The sequence below is a fragment of the Natronospirillum operosum genome (assembly GCF_004768465.1).
Lineage (GTDB): Bacteria > Pseudomonadota > Gammaproteobacteria > Pseudomonadales > Natronospirillaceae > Natronospirillum > Natronospirillum operosum.
The window spans coordinates 1-17939 of record NZ_SRMF01000001.1 but is presented as its reverse complement, the minus strand read 5'-3'; the positions used below and the strand labels follow the sequence as shown (position 1 = coordinate 17939).

21 protein-coding genes and 1 pseudogene are annotated in these 17939 nt (G+C 55.9%); 14 read left to right on the top strand and 8 right to left on the bottom strand.

Going from position 1 to position 17939, the window contains the following annotated elements:
• The first annotated feature begins 38 nt into the window (after window positions 1-38).
• From E4656_RS00105 to E4656_RS00095, 3 genes are all read left to right on the top strand, one after another.
• Window positions 39-1607, top strand: a complete 1569-nt coding sequence (locus E4656_RS00105; RefSeq protein ID WP_135480067.1) for an ABC transporter substrate-binding protein — start codon at window positions 39-41, stop codon at window positions 1605-1607.
• A 60-nt stretch (window positions 1608-1667) separates the two neighbouring features.
• Window positions 1668-2606, top strand: coding sequence for an ABC transporter permease (locus E4656_RS00100; RefSeq protein ID WP_135480066.1), 939 nt, complete (start codon window positions 1668-1670; stop codon window positions 2604-2606).
• 67 nt (window positions 2607-2673) lie between these two features.
• The gene (locus tag E4656_RS00095; RefSeq protein ID WP_135480064.1) at window positions 2674-3144 is read left to right on the top strand and encodes a RidA family protein; all 471 of its coding nucleotides are present in this window, start codon (window positions 2674-2676) and stop codon (window positions 3142-3144) included.
• 20 nt (window positions 3145-3164) lie between these two features.
• Here the strand turns inward: E4656_RS00095 and E4656_RS00090 are convergent, their stop codons facing one another.
• A complete protein-coding gene (locus E4656_RS00090) occupies window positions 3165-3962 on the bottom strand; it encodes an IclR family transcriptional regulator (RefSeq protein ID WP_135480062.1) in 798 nt (265 codons plus the stop codon).
• A gap of 90 nt (window positions 3963-4052) precedes the next feature.
• Between E4656_RS00090 and E4656_RS00085 the strand changes: the two genes are divergently transcribed.
• Window positions 4053-5249 (top strand): aminotransferase class V-fold PLP-dependent enzyme, encoded by a 1197-nt coding sequence (locus E4656_RS00085; RefSeq protein WP_135480060.1) that lies wholly within the window; start codon window positions 4053-4055, stop codon window positions 5247-5249.
• 159 nt (window positions 5250-5408) lie between these two features.
• Here the strand turns inward: E4656_RS00085 and E4656_RS00080 are convergent, their stop codons facing one another.
• A complete protein-coding gene (locus E4656_RS00080) occupies window positions 5409-6074 on the bottom strand; it encodes a DsbA family oxidoreductase (RefSeq protein ID WP_135480058.1) in 666 nt (221 codons plus the stop codon).
• 121 nt (window positions 6075-6195) lie between these two features.
• Window positions 6196-6621, bottom strand: coding sequence for a VOC family protein (locus E4656_RS00075; RefSeq protein WP_135480056.1), 426 nt, complete (start codon window positions 6619-6621; stop codon window positions 6196-6198).
• A gap of 104 nt (window positions 6622-6725) precedes the next feature.
• On the opposite strand from E4656_RS00075, the gene soxR reads away from it, so the two are divergent.
• Together soxR and E4656_RS20160 are read left to right on the top strand one after the other, a co-directional pair.
• The gene (soxR, locus tag E4656_RS00070) at window positions 6726-7232 is read left to right on the top strand and encodes a redox-sensitive transcriptional activator SoxR (RefSeq protein ID WP_135480054.1); all 507 of its coding nucleotides are present in this window, start codon (window positions 6726-6728) and stop codon (window positions 7230-7232) included.
• A gap of 54 nt (window positions 7233-7286) precedes the next feature.
• Complete coding sequence (locus tag E4656_RS20160; RefSeq protein ID WP_167855860.1) at window positions 7287-7439, top strand: hypothetical protein; 153 nt, start codon at window positions 7287-7289, stop codon at window positions 7437-7439.
• A gap of 9 nt (window positions 7440-7448) precedes the next feature.
• Here E4656_RS20160 and E4656_RS00065 read toward each other — a convergent pair whose 3' ends face one another.
• Genes E4656_RS00065 through E4656_RS00055 form a run of 3 tightly spaced genes read right to left on the bottom strand, consistent with a single transcriptional unit; the run spans window position 7449 to window position 8495 of the window.
• The gene (locus E4656_RS00065; protein WP_205849054.1) at window positions 7449-7646 is read right to left on the bottom strand and encodes an AMP-binding enzyme; all 198 of its coding nucleotides are present in this window, start codon (window positions 7644-7646) and stop codon (window positions 7449-7451) included.
• Window positions 7621-7956: a hypothetical protein gene (locus E4656_RS00060; protein WP_135480051.1), complete on the bottom strand. Its 336-nt coding sequence runs from the start codon at window positions 7954-7956 to the stop codon at window positions 7621-7623. Before E4656_RS00060 ends, E4656_RS00065 begins: the two co-directional genes overlap by 26 nt.
• Entirely contained in the window at window positions 7953-8495 is a 543-nt protein-coding gene (locus E4656_RS00055; RefSeq protein WP_135480049.1) for an NUDIX hydrolase, read from the bottom strand. Before E4656_RS00055 ends, E4656_RS00060 begins: the two co-directional genes overlap by 4 nt.
• Window positions 8496-8960: 465 nt before the next feature.
• Here E4656_RS00055 and E4656_RS00050 point away from each other — a divergent pair, with 465 nt between their 5' ends.
• The 5 genes from E4656_RS00050 to E4656_RS00030 all read left to right on the top strand — a co-directional run bounded on the left by E4656_RS00050 (window position 8961) and on the right by E4656_RS00030 (window position 14665).
• A complete protein-coding gene (locus tag E4656_RS00050) occupies window positions 8961-9992 on the top strand; it encodes a protein kinase domain-containing protein (RefSeq protein ID WP_135480047.1) in 1032 nt (343 codons plus the stop codon).
• The gene (locus E4656_RS00045) at window positions 9993-11453 is read left to right on the top strand and encodes a tetratricopeptide repeat protein (RefSeq protein WP_135480045.1); all 1461 of its coding nucleotides are present in this window, start codon (window positions 9993-9995) and stop codon (window positions 11451-11453) included.
• Window positions 11454-11776: 323 nt separating this feature from the next.
• Window positions 11777-12661 carry a DMT family transporter gene (locus tag E4656_RS00040; protein ID WP_135480043.1) on the top strand — a complete coding sequence of 295 codons (885 nt, stop codon included), beginning with the start codon at window positions 11777-11779 and terminating at the stop codon, window positions 12659-12661.
• A 187-nt stretch (window positions 12662-12848) separates the two neighbouring features.
• Window positions 12849-13055 carry a cold-shock protein gene (locus E4656_RS00035; RefSeq protein ID WP_135480041.1) on the top strand — a complete coding sequence of 69 codons (207 nt, stop codon included), beginning with the start codon at window positions 12849-12851 and terminating at the stop codon, window positions 13053-13055.
• 182 nt (window positions 13056-13237) lie between these two features.
• Window positions 13238-14665 (top strand): aspartate ammonia-lyase, encoded by a 1428-nt coding sequence (locus E4656_RS00030; protein ID WP_135480039.1) that lies wholly within the window; start codon window positions 13238-13240, stop codon window positions 14663-14665.
• A gap of 21 nt (window positions 14666-14686) precedes the next feature.
• On the opposite strand, the gene E4656_RS00025 is transcribed toward E4656_RS00030, so the two are convergent.
• Entirely contained in the window at window positions 14687-15457 is a 771-nt protein-coding gene (locus E4656_RS00025) for a siderophore-interacting protein (protein ID WP_167855859.1), read from the bottom strand.
• Between the two features lie 195 nt (window positions 15458-15652).
• Between E4656_RS00025 and E4656_RS00020 the strand changes: the two genes are divergently transcribed.
• Genes E4656_RS00020 through E4656_RS00010 form a run of 3 tightly spaced genes read left to right on the top strand, consistent with a single transcriptional unit; the run spans window position 15653 to window position 17117 of the window.
• Window positions 15653-16558 carry a LysR family transcriptional regulator gene (locus E4656_RS00020; protein WP_135480036.1) on the top strand — a complete coding sequence of 302 codons (906 nt, stop codon included), beginning with the start codon at window positions 15653-15655 and terminating at the stop codon, window positions 16556-16558.
• 56 nt (window positions 16559-16614) lie between these two features.
• On the top strand, window positions 16615-16866 hold the full coding sequence (locus E4656_RS00015; RefSeq protein ID WP_135480034.1) for a type II toxin-antitoxin system Phd/YefM family antitoxin: 252 nt from the start codon (window positions 16615-16617) through the stop codon (window positions 16864-16866).
• Window positions 16863-17117 carry a Txe/YoeB family addiction module toxin gene (locus tag E4656_RS00010; protein WP_135480032.1) on the top strand — a complete coding sequence of 85 codons (255 nt, stop codon included), beginning with the start codon at window positions 16863-16865 and terminating at the stop codon, window positions 17115-17117. The genes E4656_RS00015 and E4656_RS00010 overlap by 4 nt, the downstream gene beginning before the upstream one ends.
• A gap of 129 nt (window positions 17118-17246) precedes the next feature.
• Here E4656_RS00010 and E4656_RS00005 read toward each other — a convergent pair.
• Window positions 17247-17849: pseudogene (locus E4656_RS00005) on the bottom strand (alpha/beta fold hydrolase); the annotation flags it as partial.
• Window positions 17850-17939: the final 90 nt, after the last annotated feature.

Below are 17939 nucleotides of genomic sequence, written 5' to 3'. Positions count from 1 at the left end.
CAAGAACACCGCCATTGCGGACAACCAAGGAGAACAACATGAACACGAGAGACTTCGGTATCAACAGGCTCAGCGTGCTGCTGGGCACACTGGCCCTGGCCGGGGCGGCACAGGCTGCCACCTGCGAGGGTGTATACGGCGGCGAGCTGAGCATCGCCGGCCCGCTATCTCTGGTCACGCTGGACCACATGGCCATTACCAGTGAGCCGACCGCACCCCGCAACGCCGTTTACGAGCAACTGGTAGCGCTGGACGCCAACCTGGTGCCACAGCCCGCCCTGGCCACCTCATGGGAGACCAGTGACGACGGTCTGACCTGGACCTTCGAACTGCGCGAGGGTGTGCGCTTCCACAACGGCCAGGAACTGGTTGCCGAGGATGTTGTCGCGTCCTGGGAACGCTACAGCGAAGTCGGGGCACGCCGGTTCGAACTGGAAGACATTGACCGGGTAGAAGCCATTGATGACCGCACCGTGGCCATACACCTGTCCAATCCCTATGGGGCCTTGCTGGAGTCGATCTCCGCCATGTCGGGCGCCTGGGCCATCATGCCGGCCAACATCGCCCGCGAACTGGGTACCACTCGAGCTGACCGGGCTGAACAGGTTGTCGGCACCGGCCCCTACAAGGTGCACACGATCGTCCCCGAAGGCCGGACCACCCTGCGTCGGTTCGATGACTACACCATGCATGAGGGTGAAGCGAGCTACAACGCCGGCGCACGCTGTGCCTATTTCGACCAGGTGACATATACCCATATCTCCGATCCGTCCACACGGGTCGCAGCCCTGCTGGCCGGGGAAATCGACCTGGCCATTCAGGTACCGGGTGATGAAGCCGACCGTCTGATCAATGCAAACCACACTCAGGTGGTACCGACCAGTCCCGGCGCCCGGGTCTACTTCAAGTTCAATGTGGCAGAGGGGCCCTTTGCTGACTACCCGCTGCTGCGTGACGCTGTGCGGGCGGGCCTGGACACCGAGGAACTGATGGCCGGTTTCGGCCCCTCGGACTACTGGCGCGCCAACAACACGCCGCGCTTCCAGGAACCACAATGGCCCTGGATCGACCAGTCGCATCACTTCCCGCAGGACATGGATCTGGCCCAACAGTTGGTTGACGAGTCCGGTTATCAGAACGAGCCGATCCGCTTTCTGGTCGTCCCCGGCGGCGCGACCGGCTGGGAAAAAGCCCCGGCGATGGACCAGTACCTGCGTGATCTGGGCCTGAACGTGCGCATGGAAAGCCTGGATGGCGCCACCTTCGGTTCAGTGCGCCAGAACCTGAGCAGCTGGGAAATCAAGGGCGCGGGCGGCGGTTCACTCGTCGGGCTGCGCTACCTGGATGCCAGCGGTGTGGACCGCAACGGCAACCCGTGGCCCAACCTGCCGGATGGCTGGCATGACGTGCTTGAACGCGCGCTCAACACCGAAGGTCAGGAAGCTCGTGCTGCCGCAGCAGAGGAATTCTACGAACTGCATGCGGAGTTCAACAACGAGCTCTGGACGGGTGATGTCTTCTTCATCGTGGGGGCGAATTCCAACCTCCGCAACATCGCCACCGATGACAGTACCGCGTCTTTCTGGAACATCTGGCGCGAAGAGTAAACCTGTCACACCCGAAGGAGAGCTCTCCTTCGGGTGTTCAATTCCGACAAGGAAACGACCATGACCGCCTTTATCCTGCGCCGCCTGCTGGGCACCCTTCCGATCGTCCTCATCGTCGGCATCATCACCTTCTTTCTGGTGCAGCTGTCGCCGGGTGATCCGGCGATGTTCTACGTCTCGGCTGATGCGCCGCCGCAGGAAATAGAACGGGTGCGCACCCAACTGGGGCTGGATCAGCCCGTCATTCAGCGCTTCGGGTTCTGGCTCGGCGAAGTGCTGCAGGGCAATCTCGGCATTTCTTTCCACCAGAACCGTCCGGTGCTGACAGGCTTCCTTGATGCCCTGCCGGTGACCTTGTGGCTGGCGTTCTTTTCCCTTGTCATTGCTCTGGTAGTGGGCATTCCGGTGGGCCTGCTGTCGGCGCTGCGGCCCAATGGGCTGGTCGACAAGTTCAGCACCGTCTTCGCCCTGATCGGGATGTCCATGCCGAACTTCTGGCTCGGCATGCTGCTGGTGCTGCTGTTTGCCATAACACTGGGCGTAATGCCCGCACAGGGGTATGACCCGACCAGTTTCTGGACCGGCTTTCGCAGCCTGCTGCTGCCCGCCATCACGCTCGGGTATTCACAGGCCGCCCTGGTGGCCCGGATGACCCGGTCGAGCATGCTGGAGGTGATGCGTCAGGACTATGTGCAGACGGCCCGAGCCAAGGGCCTGCGGACGCCTGTTGTTCTCGGCAAGCATGCTTTCGGCAATGCACTGAATCCCATCGTCACCGTGATCGGTCTGGCCATTGGCTCTCTGGCCGCCGGCTCGGCCGTGGTCGAGGTGGTGTTCAACCTGCCCGGCATCGGGCGCCTGGTGGTGGACTCGGTCATGCGTCGGGACTACCCCATGATACAGGGCATCCTGCTGCTGACCGCCGGCATGATCATTGTCATCAACCTGCTGACCGATCTGCTCTACGCCATCATCGATCCGCGCATTCGCTACGACTGATGGGTATATCAATACGATGTCGAAAATGAGTCTGGACAGGCTCAATATCTCAAACTAAGGAAAATTCATGGCCCAGTTGTTGTCTATAGAAGAAAGACTGAACAAGGCAGGTATAGTACTGCCCGAACCTGCATCCCCCATCGGTTGCTTTGCCAACACCGTCATACATGATGGTGTGGTCTGGGTGTCCGGTCAGGGGCCCATCAATGCCGAAGGCGAGCTGGAAAAAGGCAAGGTGGGGCAGGATATCTCACGTGAGACGGCCAGAGCGCATGCCCGCCTGGTGGGCATCAATATTCTGGGGGTGCTCAATGCGACCTTGGGCGGCCTGGACAAGGTTGACCGTGTGCTGAAACTGACCGGCCTGATCAATGCCACGCCCGATTTCCAGCACCACCCCTATGTGATTGACGGCATATCGAATCTGATGGTCGAGATTTTCGAAGAAAAGGGCATCCACGGGCGGACGTCTTTTGGTGTCGCCTCACTGCCGAACAATATCACCGTTGAAATCGAAGGTATGTTCACCCTGAAATAACGCAGAATGTCATGACGCACTCAATAACCTATACGCGCTTCTATTTCCCTTGCCGCCGCCTGCACAACCTTGATCAGGTGAGAGCCTTTTTGCTCCACCTGTGTATCGGGCAATACAATGGAAATAGTCGCATTGCATTCGCCTTTGGCATTGCGTATAGGGGCAGCAATACAGGCAACGGAAAACTCGGAATCCGAACGCTGAATGGAATAGCCCTGCTTAAACGCAGCACAGGATTGCTGTGCCAGTTTTTCAGGGTCTGTTTCCGCGCGCCCGGTCGGAGACGGGCGCGCATATTCGGCAAAGAGTTTTCTGGCCTCACTTTCAGGGTAATGCCCCAGCAGCAACTTGCCCGAGGCTGTCCAGTTGAGCGGGACGCGCGTACCCACATGGGAGGTCACTCGAAAGTGGCCATTGCTCTCGCACATGGCCATGACCACCATCATGCCTTCATCGCGGCCGCAGATCTGTACCGTCTCCGAGGTTTTTTCACTCAGGCGTTCCATTTCGCGGCGCGCCTCAGTGAAGAAATCGAGTTTGGACTGATACAGCAGGCCATAGCGCATAAGCCGGGGCCCCAGCCAGACTTCCTTGTTTTCCGAACGCGACAACATGCCGCGCTGCAGCATCTCTTCAACCGTTCGGTATATCGTCGAATTGGGCGCGCCCACTGTCGCCGCTATCTGATAGGCTGTCATGGGCCGCTGGGAATCTACCAGCGCATCCAGTATTTGCAGAGATCTATCCAGCCCGGTTTGACGTTGTCTTGTTTTGGGGGGAGACAGGTTTGATGGTGTTGCCAGGTCACGTTCGTTCATCGCGCCAGAATAGCACTCCGCCAGAGAACCGCAAGAACACCCGTTGCGTCCAATGCATGTTCATCAAATCAACACAGCGAGCCTCCAAATATGTCGGATTATGATTACGCCTGGTATGCAAAACATTCATTCACGCCCCTGATCAATGTATCAGGCACCATGACCGGACTGGGCGCTTCCATCATCACCCAGTCGGCCATCGCCGAGGCCACCGCCGAAGCCATGCAGCACTTCGTGTCCATGCACGAAGCCCAGGCTCGGGCCAGCGAACTGATTGCCCAGCTCACCCAGGCCGAAGCGGGCTGCCTGACCGCCTCCGCCAGCGCCGGCATTTCGCTCTCTGTCGCCGGCTGCATGACCGGCCTGAACCCCGGCAAGGTGGAAGCACTGCCCGCCGCAGACGGCATGAAGAACGAGGTCATCGTGCAGGCCGGCCACCTGTGTGGTTATGGCGCCCCCATTGCGCAGGCCATCACCCTGGCCGGGGCCGAGGTGAAATCCGTCGGGCAGTCCACCAGTTGCTGTGATTATCAGATCTCCAGCGCCATCTCGGAAAACACCGTGGCTGCCCTCTATGTGGTATCGCATCATGTGGTGCATTACGGCCAGTGCCCGCTATCCCGTTTTGTCGAGTTGTGCCACGCCCGGGATATACCGGTGATTGTGGATGCGGCGTCCGAATATGACCTGACGGGTTTTCTGGCCGCCGGGGCGGATATCGTGATCTATTCCGGGCACAAATTCCTCGGCGGCCCGACTGCGGGCATCATTGCCGGCCGGAAAGACCTGGTAAAAGCCGCCTACCTGCAGAACCTGGGTATTGGTCGGGGCATGAAGATCGGCAAGGAAAGCATTATGGGCGCCATGGCGGCCATGCAGGCCTGGCTGCAGCGGGACCACAAGGCGGTATTGCAGCATGAATACCAGTGCCTCGAGCTGTGGCAAAATGCTCTGGCCGACGCGCCCGGCATCAGGGCGAGCATTGTGCCCGACCCGACCGGCAACCCGCTGTACCGGCTGCAGGTCGATATCGACTCGGACACCACCGGCTGGACTGCCGCCCAGGCCGTCACTGCCCTCGCGGCTGACGAACCGAAAATCATTGTGCGGGATCACGAGATAGAACACGGCTACTTTCAGCTCGACCCCTGCAACCTGCAACCCGGTCAGGAAAAGGAAGTCAGCCAGCGCCTGGTGAAGACACTGAAATCGGATGCACCCAGCCGCCATCCGGCTGCAGATGCGCGCAACGGCAGCGTCAACGGGTACCTGAGCTGGCTGACCTGAGCGTCTCCTTTTACAATGGAGAAGGCTGTGACGCTGGACGAAGCCAACCCAGGCTGCAAACGCAGCGGTTGCCCCGCAGTGCTCAGGTCATAGCCAGACTGCTGACGACCCCGCTGCCTGCGGAACGCAAAGGCAACCACCTGTGAATTGTTCGCTACCTTATTCCTTCACCACCTGCCGCAATGTGCGTTTGAACACATCCACGGGCTGGCCGCCGGTCATGGCATACTTCTGATTGATGATGAAGGTAGGCACTCCGCTGATGCCCCTGGCCTGGCTGGCCGCCAGTGCCTGCTCCACCTCCTGGCGGTACTGGTCGCCGTTGATCACGGCTTCCAGCTCTGCGGTATCCAGCCCCAGCGCGACCGCCGCATCGGTCAGCGTCTCCAGCGCACTGGGGTTGCGGTTCTCGGTGAAGTAGGCCTGAAACAGCTGCTCCACGAAGTCGTGCTGCCGGCCCTGAACCCCGGCCCAGTGAATCGCCCGGTGAGCATCAAAGGAATTGTAGGTGCGACTCTCCGGCGTGAAATTGAACCGGAAACCGGCCGCCCGACCCATTTCGGTCAGGCGGTCGCGCATGGCCTGGTTGTCCTCGGGGCCGGAGCCATACTTGCGCATGATGTGCTCGCTGAGGTTCTCGCCTTCCGCCGCGATATGGGGATTGAGCTGGAACGGCTGCCAGGTGATATCGGCCCGGAGCTCGTCGCGCAGATCCTCCAGCGCCAGCAACAGATGGCGTGAGCCGATAACACACCAGGGGCAGACCACGTCGGCGACGATCTGGATATCCAGTGTGGCGATGTCGTTCTGGTCGGACTGAGTCATGGTGATGGTTTCCTGGCCGGATCGGATTTAGGTCAACAGGTTCTTGCCAGTATCAGTGGCCTGGCCCCGCAGAATCAAGGCCCATTTGCTGCAATGTATCCTGCCCCTGCTGCCCTGCCGGCTACTGAGCATCCCGGTTCAGATTGCGTTCAGCCGGGATGTCACTCAGATACTCGACAAACTCCACTTCAAAGCCGGCCGGGTCGATGAAGTAGACATTCTGCCGATACGGCTCTTCAGCGCCGGGTGCCGAAATGGCATAACCTGCCCTGTTCAACCTGGCGACAACGGCCTCAAGGTTGTTGGTCACAAAGGCAAAATGAGCCAGGCCGACGCTGTGGCCCGACAGATCACGGTTGGACCCTTCGCCGTTATCGTTCAACGCCAGATAATAATCATCATCCCCAAAGTGTACCCACTTGCGCGGCTTGCCGTACCACTCGCCTCGGCCCTCATCGCGTACCCGCCAATGCGGGAATGCAGCGCCGTAAAAGTCCAGCATGGCATCGATATCGGCAACCACCAGATTAACGTGTTCCAGGTACATAAAATGTCCTCTTGCATCAATTCAGGGCACAGGTTAGAACCTCAATGGAGGTTGAGGTAAAGTATTTTTTTGAAAAAAATGACCGAAAATTCAAGGAGCATGCAATGACGGAGGCCAGGTGGAGTGTCGGGGACGTCGCCAAACGCTGTGGTATCAGGGTCAGCACCCTGCACTTTTACGAAAAACAGGGGCTGATCCGCAGTTGGCGGAATGCCGGCAATCAGCGTCGATATCAACCGGAAGTAATAAGGCGGATTTCAGTCATCAAGGCCGCCCAGAAAGTGGGCGTCAGTCTGGAGGAGGTCAAACAGGCGTTCCGGTCCCTGCCGGACAACCGCGCCCCGACAGTTGAAGACTGGCAGCAACTGTCAGAGCAGTGGGGGCGCAAGCTGGATGGTCGCATTGCCTATCTGCAATCACTGCGTGACAACCTGACCGGCTGCATTGGCTGCGGCTGCCTGAGTATGAGCAAATGTCCGCTCTACAACCCGGACGACACCCTGGCAGCATCCGGCAGCGGCCCGGTTCTTCTGGATCGGGCGGAGCGGCAGGCACAGACAGGAACATCTGATCACGAGTCCGAACCTGAAACCGGTGGCGTGAACCGATAACACACCAGAGGCAGACCCCACCCGGTTACAAACCGGGCTGACAAGGTCACATCTATGACCGATGATGTGATACTGAACAAATGCGCCACCATCGAGCGCTGCGTCATCCGTGTCATCGAGGAATGGGAGCGCGCCGGAGAAGCCTTCGATACCGACTTTACCGGTTACCGGCAAAGCCTTCTCAAGCACGCCTCATTGGGTTGCTGAATCTCCCTGTTACTGTGAGCGCCGCTCCTGCTCCCGCAGCACCCGCCGCATCACCTTGCCGGTGGTGGTGAGAGGCAATTCTTCGACAAACTCGACCTCGCGCGGGGCTTCGTAGGCGGCCAGGTGCTGGCGTACAAACTGCTGTATGTCCTCCGCCAGTACAGAAAGCGGCTGAGCCGTATTATTTGGACCGATATCGCTCCACAAGACACACACCGATGGCGACAACACCGAGCACCAGCGCATAGCTGCCAAACATCGCCGCCGCTATCGCAAGGGGCACAACAACCATCAGCCTGGGTTCTCCGGCTCGTATGAGATAGGTGCCGAGGACGGCCGCTGAAAAGGCGATCAGAAGATTAATGGCGACAAGCATGGCCATTACCCGGGAGGGGTCATCCGGCGCCGCAAAGGCAGCCGCAGATTCCTGGAGGTCACTGAAGCTCAGCACCAACTGGAAAGCCACAATCGCTGCATGGCCCAGCATCAAGACGCCCAGCGCCGTTCTGACTTTCATCCAGCCTCCTGCACATTCTGAACCACCAGCTCCCGGTCAATTTTCTCCAGCATGAAGGTCTCCCGCTGAATGGACTGACCCATGGTTTTCTCCTGGCGCGCCATCACCTGCCGGTTGTGGCTGATGGCCTCGGCGATTGGCACCCAGAGGGGGTTCATGCCGTTGGCAACCTCGTAGCTTTCCATGCGGGCGTCTGCCAGCTCCGGAGCAACATCACACACGAAGAAATGCGAGGTCATGTGCATCAGGTCGTATTCCGGCTTCCAGTGCGGGCGGTACTCCTCGATGAAGCCGTAATGCTGTCTGACCTCAACCTCACGCGCGCCCGTCTCTTCTTCCAGTTCACGCTGCAGGGCGGCAGTCATTTCTTCACCCTCGTCAATCCCGCCACCGGGCAGGCTGAAATCATTGTAGCGCTCGGTAAACAGCAGCAGGATCCGGTCCTTCCTGAGCACGATGCCACGGGCAGCGTGCCGCCGAAGCACTCGTCCTTCGAGGCCAGTCAGTTCGGGGTGAATCATTTCCTGCAGCAGCTTCATGGCAAATTTCCGGGGCCGAGTAAAAGACGAAGCCCCGATTTTACCGGGGTGGCGAAGTATTTGCACTGACTGGGTGAAGCGGCTGCCTGCACATCTCGGCCGAAGTATCGTGGAGCAGATCCTGCGCTGCCAACACCTAGGGGAGCGTGGTGGGCAGCGAAGATGTCGGCCAGTTCCTGTTCAGCTGTGCTATCTCGTGTAAGGCTACTTGATGAACTCTATGGCAGGCTTAGGCAGGGAAAAGCAAAGCTTTGAAAGTCAGACATCAAACCAGGTGAACTACTCACACTCCCAAACAACGGCTGCTTGAATCGGATTCTTACTTTGTCAAAATGATGGCCCCCTGAATGAGCAGTTTGCTGGCACAACTGCGACTCAGCTCATCCGATGGATCGTATAAATTGACATGTCAATTCTAGTGATCAAAACTGGAACAAATGCAAATGGCCATATAGGAGACACCGCATGCCTTCAACAAGCCTCACTGGGGAAACCACAGAATGCGGATGGCATATAACAGAAAAAATCAGCCAAAAGAGCTCTACTGGTGGTAACTTTTGCACACAATACATAGTAATAAATGAAGATGGACGGAAAGCATTCTTAAAAGCAATGGACTTGAAAAGTGTAATGCAAAAAGATCTTCAGGATATTCAAGGCTTGATAGGTGAGTACTTGTTTGAAAGGAATATATTATATCTTTGCAAGGAAGAGAACATGACAAAGATTGTAACACCATTGAGCTCTGGAGAGATTACTAGCAAGAAATATAGCCCACCATTAAATCGTGTTTTTTTCATAGTTTTTGAGCTTGCTGACTCAGACTTTAGAACAAGATATATAGAGAGAGAGGGTACAAACTGGATTGATTTCTTTAGATCTGTAAAACATGTCTGTATAGCAGCTGAGCAGCTACATAGAGCCGGAATAGCTCATCAGGATATAAAGCCATCGAATGTACTGAATTTTTATGAAGACAACACAACCAAAGTAGCGGATCTAGGTAGAGTCATTGACGAAAACGGGATGTCGCCTTTCAATAATTTTGAATATGCAGGGGATATGACATATGCCCCAATAGAAATACGACACCGTCATGTTGTAGATGAATTTAGCTTCAGAATATTATCTGACATGCATAGTATTGGGAGCTTGATCTACCACAAAATAATGGGAGTAGGAATATCAGTCGCAACAATAAATGAATCGACATATATTTCGCCCGACGTACTTAGCTCTGACTATACTAGCTCGGTGGAAATTCATGCATCGGGGTTTGCCAAATTATTGCGTCGCTTCAAGATGCAGAGTGAGGAGTGCTTGGGGTTTGATATCGCCCAAGAACTCGAAAATATTGTTAGTGAGATGTGCCACCCAGATATTAATTTGAGATGTTCTAACTCCAGAAAATTTATTCCACCAAAGGTTCTAGCAAGAAGGTATGCAGGAAAGTTAAACACAGTTATCAGGCTATGTAAAGTTCAGGGGGTGTCTTAAATGTCGACTAACGTTGTCTTAATGGATAATAGGCAGCTCATTCCGAGATGGCATGAGTCATCTAACTTCTATAGACTTCAATATCCAGGAGTGAAAAGGGAAAAGAGCTCTAAAAATATAGATGACATCTGGGTTTATGATTTGAAAGCACGGTGGTCTACTGAAAAGAACATCTATAGTGCCACTGATCTATTTGTAGCTCTTTTCACTAGGGCACGGTTTGATGACATAAAATATAAAGAGGCCCTGGACTTCCTGCTACGCCATTATGATGAACTTCCTCCTGAAACGAAGGAACTAGTTTCCAAAAATGGTGACCCACCTTTCCACATAGACAACCTAAATTTAAATTATGCCAAAATAAAAATAAAAGAGTTAAGGAGATTGGTTAATACGGTCCCCCAAAGCTCTATATTATGGGTTGACCTCGCATTCTATTACACTGTACTGGGAGAAGTTGAAAAGGCGAGAAAGGCATTAATCGTAGCTTGGAACCTTGGTAAAAATAGTAGTTATGTTGCGAAAGCGTACTCGCGTTTTTTAGTTCACGACCGAGAGCCTGAGCACGCTCTATGGGTTTTGAGAAAAAGTGGTTTTCTAGAAATTGATCCTTCATTGTGTTCGGCGTCTTTATCGATATCTAGTGCTTTTGACATACCTGACATTACTGTAAGAAAAGCCAGGAAGGTATTAGATGGTTACACTGGAGATCCTATATATGCTTCTGATTTGAATGCGGCACTAGGGTCAATTGAGTTCAAGAGCGGAAGCGTAAAGAAGGCAAAAAAATATTTTAACGATGCTCTGTCCCGGCCTTCAGAAAACGTAAACTCTCAGTATGCATGGCTCCAGTATAAATATGGATTTGAAGTTGGAGGATATCCGGTTGTCGAAAAATTATCTATAGAAGCCGATGTAAACATGCTATATAAAAAAATGGAGTTTAAACTATGCAGGGACAAACTGCTAGATCTATATAGATTTCAGCCATTTACAGATGCCCCTTTGGTAGACGCCGGATACATAAGCATGCTGTCGTTGGAAGACCCTAATTTTGTAGTAGAAACGTCAGTGGGACGTATTCCTCTAACGCATATGGGATTTGGGGAACTAAATAATCTAGTAGTAGCCAAGCTAATGCTTGAAGACTATAGCGACTTAGGCTTACATCTAGAAATCCTGAAACGAAAATGCATTGATGGTACCGATGCTGATAAAGCAGTCTATTTAGCCACTTGCGGAATGTCAAAAATCAAGCTCGGTGATGTAGGCCTTGGCGAGGAACTATATGAGGGGGCTATTAATTTCTTCTCATCAAAAGGCTATGAAAAACAGAAAGCGTTGGCGATGTATTTTTATGCTAAAAACATTAGACATTACAACCTCGAAAAATATAACTCACTAATGTCTGAGGCTCTCCGTTTGGCCCAAGCAAATAGAATGTATGAGTTGCTCCAATGAGAGAAATAGTAATTTATCGGTCCTTAAAGAGCAGCCTCCAAGTACCGGCAGAAACTACTTAAGTCCTGTAACTTTTCTCTATTGAGAATAATATCGTTCAAAGCACCTTCTCTCGGATATTAAACAGTGAAGTCAATAAATGGGCAACTGCATGATCCGTCCTGAAATACTCCAGGCCTCGCACTAGGGTCTACTCACGCGAATTCCGATCTATCTGCATACAGGCCAAGGCAACTGGAATTAATCCTTTTCCAGCTATGGCATATTGTACAATGCAAGTGTTCCGAGCTCAGCCCCTCCGCCGCAACCACAAGGGAGTAACCATGCACCACAGCGCACTGAAATCGGATGTCTGGCTGATCCTGGTGACTCTGTTTGCGGGCTTCGGCTGGGTGTTTTCCGCCGAAGCGCTGGTCGGCATGACGCCGCTGCTCTTTATCGGTACCCGGTTTCTGCTGGCGGGTTTCATTCTGGTCGGGTTCGGCTGGAGCGCCTTGCATCAGCTGTCGCGGCAGGACTGGCGCCATGCGCTGCTGACCGGCGCGGTCATGGGGCTGGCCCTGTCCTGCTGGATCATGGGTCTGGCGCTGGCAGACAACATGGGCATCGGGGCCTTCATTGCCAGCCTGGCCGTGGTCTTTGTGCCCATCGTCGGCAAACTGCTGTTCGGGGCCAGCACCAGCCTCAGCACCTGGGTGGCGATTGCCGTGGCGCTGGTCGGGCTGGCGTTTCTGCGGCTGGAAGAAGGGCTGTCGCTGTCAGCGTCGGATGCCTTCTTCCTGCTGGCCGCGCTGGCCTTCTCGGTGCATTTCAACCTGAATACCCGCTTTGTGTCCCGCATCCCCGCCCTGCCGCTGACCGCGGTGCAACTGACGCTGACCGGGCTGGTGGCCCTGGGGCTGGCCACGGTGTTCGAGCCGGCACCGACAGTGCCGGAGATCGACATCCTGGGCTGGCTGCTGGCCAGCGTGCTGATCGCCACCTGCTTGCGCTTCTGGCTGCAGATAAAGGCGCAGGGCATGGCTACCGCCAGCCATGCCGCCGTGATCATGACCCTGGAACCGGTCTGGGCGTCCTTGCTGGCCCTGCTGTGGTTTGGTCAACAGATGACCGCCTTTCAGCTGCTGGGCTGCGGCCTGATTTTCAGTGCCCTGTTGGTCAGCCGATGGCGGGTGTTGTTTCGGCGGCCGGCAAAATATAAACATTGACAGGGTCTGCCTATGCTGTAGAGTGCTTCGCGTTAGGAAGTTTGATTTATATTGTAAAAACCTGTTCGATCCCCTGCCAGTAGTTAGCAACTCCGAAGCACGTAATCGTCCCGTCTTTTTAGTAATAGAAAATTTCCAGCAATTCGGCCTGAATGGCCCGTCAATAATTTATTTGTAAGGTACGATTATGTCAGTAGTTACTGGTACAGTTAAGTGGTTCAACGAAGCAAAAGGTTTCGGTTTTATTGAGCAAGAGTCTGGTGCAGACGTGTTTGCTCATTTCAGCGCCATCGTCGGTTCAGGCTTCAAAACCCTGACCGAAGGCCAGGCCGTCAGCTTCAATGTCACGCAAGGCCAGAAAGGCCTGCAGGCAGAGAACATTCAAGCTATCTAACATGGCTTAAGCACAGCGCTTCGGCGCTGATGTTCCAAAAAGGCGGCGCCCGCGAGGGCGCCGCCTTTTTTGTGCGTCAGGCTCCAACCGGATAGATCAATCCCCAGGTCACGGCAGTTCCATACCGGGTGTTCAGCAGGCACACTAGGGGTACTTCATCCACCTCGCCCGATGCAGAGACCATGACTACCCACAACACCCCCGAAGACCAGGGCACCCGCCTGGAAAAAGACCTTCTCGGCGAACTCGCCGTGCCCGCTCAGGCCTACTATGGCGTGCAGACACAGCGTGCCGTCAACAACTTCCAACTGACCGGTGTGCCGCTGTCGCACTTCCCCAAGTTCATCATTGGCCTGGCCATGGTGAAACAGGCCGCCGCTCAGGCCAACACCGACCTCGGCCTGCTCGAACCGCGCCGCAACGAGGCCATACAGCATGCCTGCCGGCGCATCATCGACGGCGAGTTCCATGACCAGTTCGTGGTCGACATGATTCAGGGGGGTGCCGGCACCTCCACCAACATGAACGCCAACGAGGTCATTGCCAACATCGGGCTGGAATACCTGGGCCATGCCAAGGGCGCCTACCAGCACCTGCACCCCAACAATGATGTGAACTGCTCCCAGTCCACCAATGATGCCTACCCCACCGCCATCCGCGTCGGCCTGCAGCTGTCACACCAGGAGCTGGTGGAAAGTCTGGCCGCCCTGCAGGCCAGCCTGGCCGCCAAGCGGGACGAGTTCGCCGATGTCATCAAGATGGGCCGTACCCAGTTGCAGGATGCCGTGCCCATGACACTGGGCCAGGAGTTCGGCGCCTACGCGACTACTCTGGGCGAGGACATCGAACGCATTGCCGGCATGTTCGACCTGCTGCGCGAAGTGAACCTGGGCGGCACCGCCATCGGCACCGGGCTGAACGCCCCGCCTGGGTACGCCGACCTGGCTGTAAAGCACTTGTCCGAGGTCTGCGGCCACCCGATCCGCCTGGCCGGCGACCTGATCGAGGCCACCTCCGACATGGGCGCCTTTGTGCTGTTCTCCGGCATGACCAAGCGCCTGGCGGTCAAGCTTTCCAAGACCTGCAACGACCTGCGCCTGCTCTCCAGCGGCCCGCGCGCCGGCCTGAACGAGATCCGCCTGCCGCCGCAGCAGCCGGGCTCCTCCATCATGCCCGGCAAGGTCAACCCGGTGATTCCCGAAGCCGTGAACCAGACCGCCTACCAGATCATCGGCAACGACCTGGCCATCACCATGGCGGCAGAAAACGGCCAGCTGGAACTCAACGTGATGGAACCGCTGATCGCCTACAAGATCTTCGAGTCCATGCGCTTGCTGCGCCGCGCCATGGACATGCTGCGCCTGCGCTGCATCGACGGCATTGTTGCCAACCGGGAGCAATGCCGCGCCTGGGTGGACCAGTCCATCGGCCTGATCACCGCCCTGAACCCCTACATCGGCTATGAAAACTCCACCCGCATCGCCCGCCAGGCGCTGGAAACCGGAGTGGGTGTGCTGGAACTGGTACAGGAGGAAGGACTGCTGGATGCCGACCAACTGGCCGACATACTGCGCCCGGAGAATATGGTGGGGCCGGTGCATTCGGGGTGAGGAGAAGTTGAACGATGGAGGCTAAACCCCCTTCAGCCCCTTCTTTCCTGGGGACCAGTAAGGCACATTTGTCAATTGGCGCCTCGATAAGCCCGCCGAGCGCAACGCCTTGTTGAGCCGTTGAATAGAGGTCGCCTTTCCGGTCAGGATGACATGAACCGCCCTGTGAGATGCCTCGAGCACGGAGCGTTCAAGTGCATCCAGATGGCTGTCATCGGCGTTGCGCGAAATAAAGTGCGCGTTGGTCAGGCCAAACCGGCTGAGCGCGGCACGAGCATCACCCTCTGAGCCAACCTCAAATATGAACTCTGCGCCGTTATAGCCCTGCGTGGTCTGTCGCGTGGCGATGGCGGTCCCGAACGATGTTTCGTCGCCAAAGAACACCATAGGGCGTTGGGGCTTACTCAGGGAGAGTGGGTGCTTGGGACTTACGAACCGGCATCGGGTGCCTATTTGTGCCGAGGCGAACCAATCCGATCCGAGGGCTTGCCCGTGAATGGCGGCAAGAATCTGCATCGTGCCCTGCTCGGGGTCGACTGCGAACGGCGTATAGGAGCGAAGCTCCCACTCACCGAGCAAGGTGGAACCCAAAAGAATGAGCTGCACCATATCCCCAGGCGACCAAACCATGTCCCGGATGTCATCGCTGGAAAAAGTGACGAGCCGGAGATTTCCCTCGACAGCCTCAATGTACTGCACTTCAGCCTCACATGTGGCTTGCTCGAGCAGCCATGAGACCACGCGACCAGGCTGTTGCGCGGCGTTATCGGTCGTATTACTGGAAGGTTGCATGGCGCGTCTCCTTGGAATAGGTCGGCGGTGACAAGCGCATCGACCTCGCAAGAGAGGCGCGTCCACCATGAAGGCGAAAGACTGAGGTACGCTGTAGCCGAGAGATTACATCGTCATTAGAACGCTTGACGTAGCGCGACGTCCAAGACATTATTCGGCACAGATTGATACCTTTTGGGTAACATTGAGGCGTCCATGGAGCTTCGCCAATTACGATATTTCCTCGCCATCGCCGAGGAGGAGAGCTTTCGGCGTGCCTCCGAACGCCTCCATGTCTCGCAGCCGCCCCTGAGCAGGCAGATGCGCGACATGCAGGTCGAAATGGGCGTAGAGTTGTTTGCCCCCGAGGGCCGCGGTATCAGGCTGACAGCTGCAGGGAAAGCCTTTGCCGAGCGGGCTCGGAACATCCTGGCAAGCGTGGACACCGCGGTCGATGAGGCCCGAGGTATTGCCCAGGGCCGGCTCGGCAGCGTTCATATCGGTTTTGAAACAGGGACCACCTTTATGGGTGCATTTCTGTCGCTGATTGCAGCTTTCCGAAAGCGCACACCCGGTGCTGGCCTGCAACTCAGCCCCATGAGCAGTATCGAACAATGGGCGGCGCTGCGCAGCAGAAAGATCGACTTCGGCTATGGCGTCTACGCGCCAACCGATGATGCGCTGGGCCATCTCGAGATGAGCCGTGACCGGCTTGGCCTGTTGCTTTCCCCAGAGCACCCACTCGCCAGGAACAAAACACTGAACCTGGCCGATATCGAAAACGAGCATATCCTGCTCCAGCCGCGCCAGCTCTATCCGAGGCTGCATGCCGATCTCATCACCGCTGCAAGGCTGCGCGGCGTGACACTGCGTGTCGCTGCCGAGGTGCTTGACCTCGAGGCGCTCATGGCTCTCGTCGTGATTGGCGATGCCGTTACATTCGTATCTGAAAAATTCTGGGAGCCAGCCTCACAGGTCTCGTTGCTGTGGCGGCCTGTTGATGATCTTGATCTTTATCTGAGCGAGTTCGCTGTGTGGCGCCGAGAAGATGAAGGCACCCCGGTGGTGCGGGCTCTTGTCGATAGCGCAAAGCAAGCTGGTCGCGGTGCAGCCGATTGTTAAATCCTTAATGGTACGGTATTCTGTACATGATCATCATGTTGTACAGGAGCCCCGTTATGGATGCCATCAGCTACACAGCCGCCAGAACCAACCTGGCAAAAACTATGGAACAGGTCTGTGAAGACCATTCACCGGTGATCATCACCCGGAGCAAAGCGCAATCCGTGGTAATGATCTCGCTTGAGGATTACGAGGCGTTGCAAGAGACTTCATATCTCCTGCGCGCACCAAAGAACGCCCGTCGTTTGTTGGAATCCGTTGCCGAGTTGGAGCAAGGCGGCGGCCAAGAACAGGAACTTCTTGAATGAAGCTCATCTTCTCCGAAAACGCCTGGGAAGATTATCTGTACTGGCAGAAAACCGACAAAAAGCTCCTGAATCGAATCAACAAGCTAATCAAGGAGACGAAACGAGAGCCGTTCGAGGGCGTCGGCAAACCGGAACCCCTCAAACACAGCTTCGCTGGCTACTGGTCCCGCCGGATTAACGACGAGCACCGCATGGTCTACAAGGTTACGGATGACGCATTGCTCCTGGCCCAGCTCCGGTACCACTACTGATTTAACGTTTTTGCTTACCGGCAAATTAGGAGCATAGCGAGTAATTTATCCGCGTGCAGCAACTGGTTAGGCGCGACGGCAGATGTTGGGCACGATTGCACTAAGCGATACTTTGTATCGCTCTTTCCCTTACTTTGCCAAATGAGAAAGTATCCTTGCATTAATGCTACCCATATTCGGGTACGGAAACACATGCCCCACGCCATCGAGCCACAGCGCTTCTGCGCCCGGTATCAGTTCGGCCAATCTTTCACCGTGATCGACAGGAAACATGTTGTCGTCCGTTCCGTGAATGACGAGCGTCGGCACCTCAAGCATTCTCAAACTCTCGTAGCGCGAGCCGCTGACATCGCTCGCCGCCCGGTGCTGCAATATGGCTTTGAGGTTAATTCCTTTTCTCTCCCGCAGATCGTATGCAACGACTTCCGCGGTCTCTTGTACATCCACTTCGATCCCAGCCGCGATCATTTTCGCGATTCGTTCCTTGATGAGATTCTTCTCTCCTCCCATGAGGCGGTACTTCATGCTCGGCAAGCTCTGCACGATTGACGTGAGGAGATAACGCCATGAGAGGCTCGGGAGGTGCGGGTCTGCCGCGTAGCCGGACGTTGACATTAGCGTGAGCGAGGAAACCCTTTCGGGGTGATGGATCGCGATTTCCTGGGCGACCATGCCGCCTAGCGACATGCCGACCAGGTGCGCCTGCTCCACATAGAGCGCGTCAAGCACCGCGACGGCATCTCTCTGTCAACACCAACTTAGATTGTCCGCTTTTTGCCAACTAGGAATGTCCGGTCATTGGCAACTTCGTTTGTCCGGTTT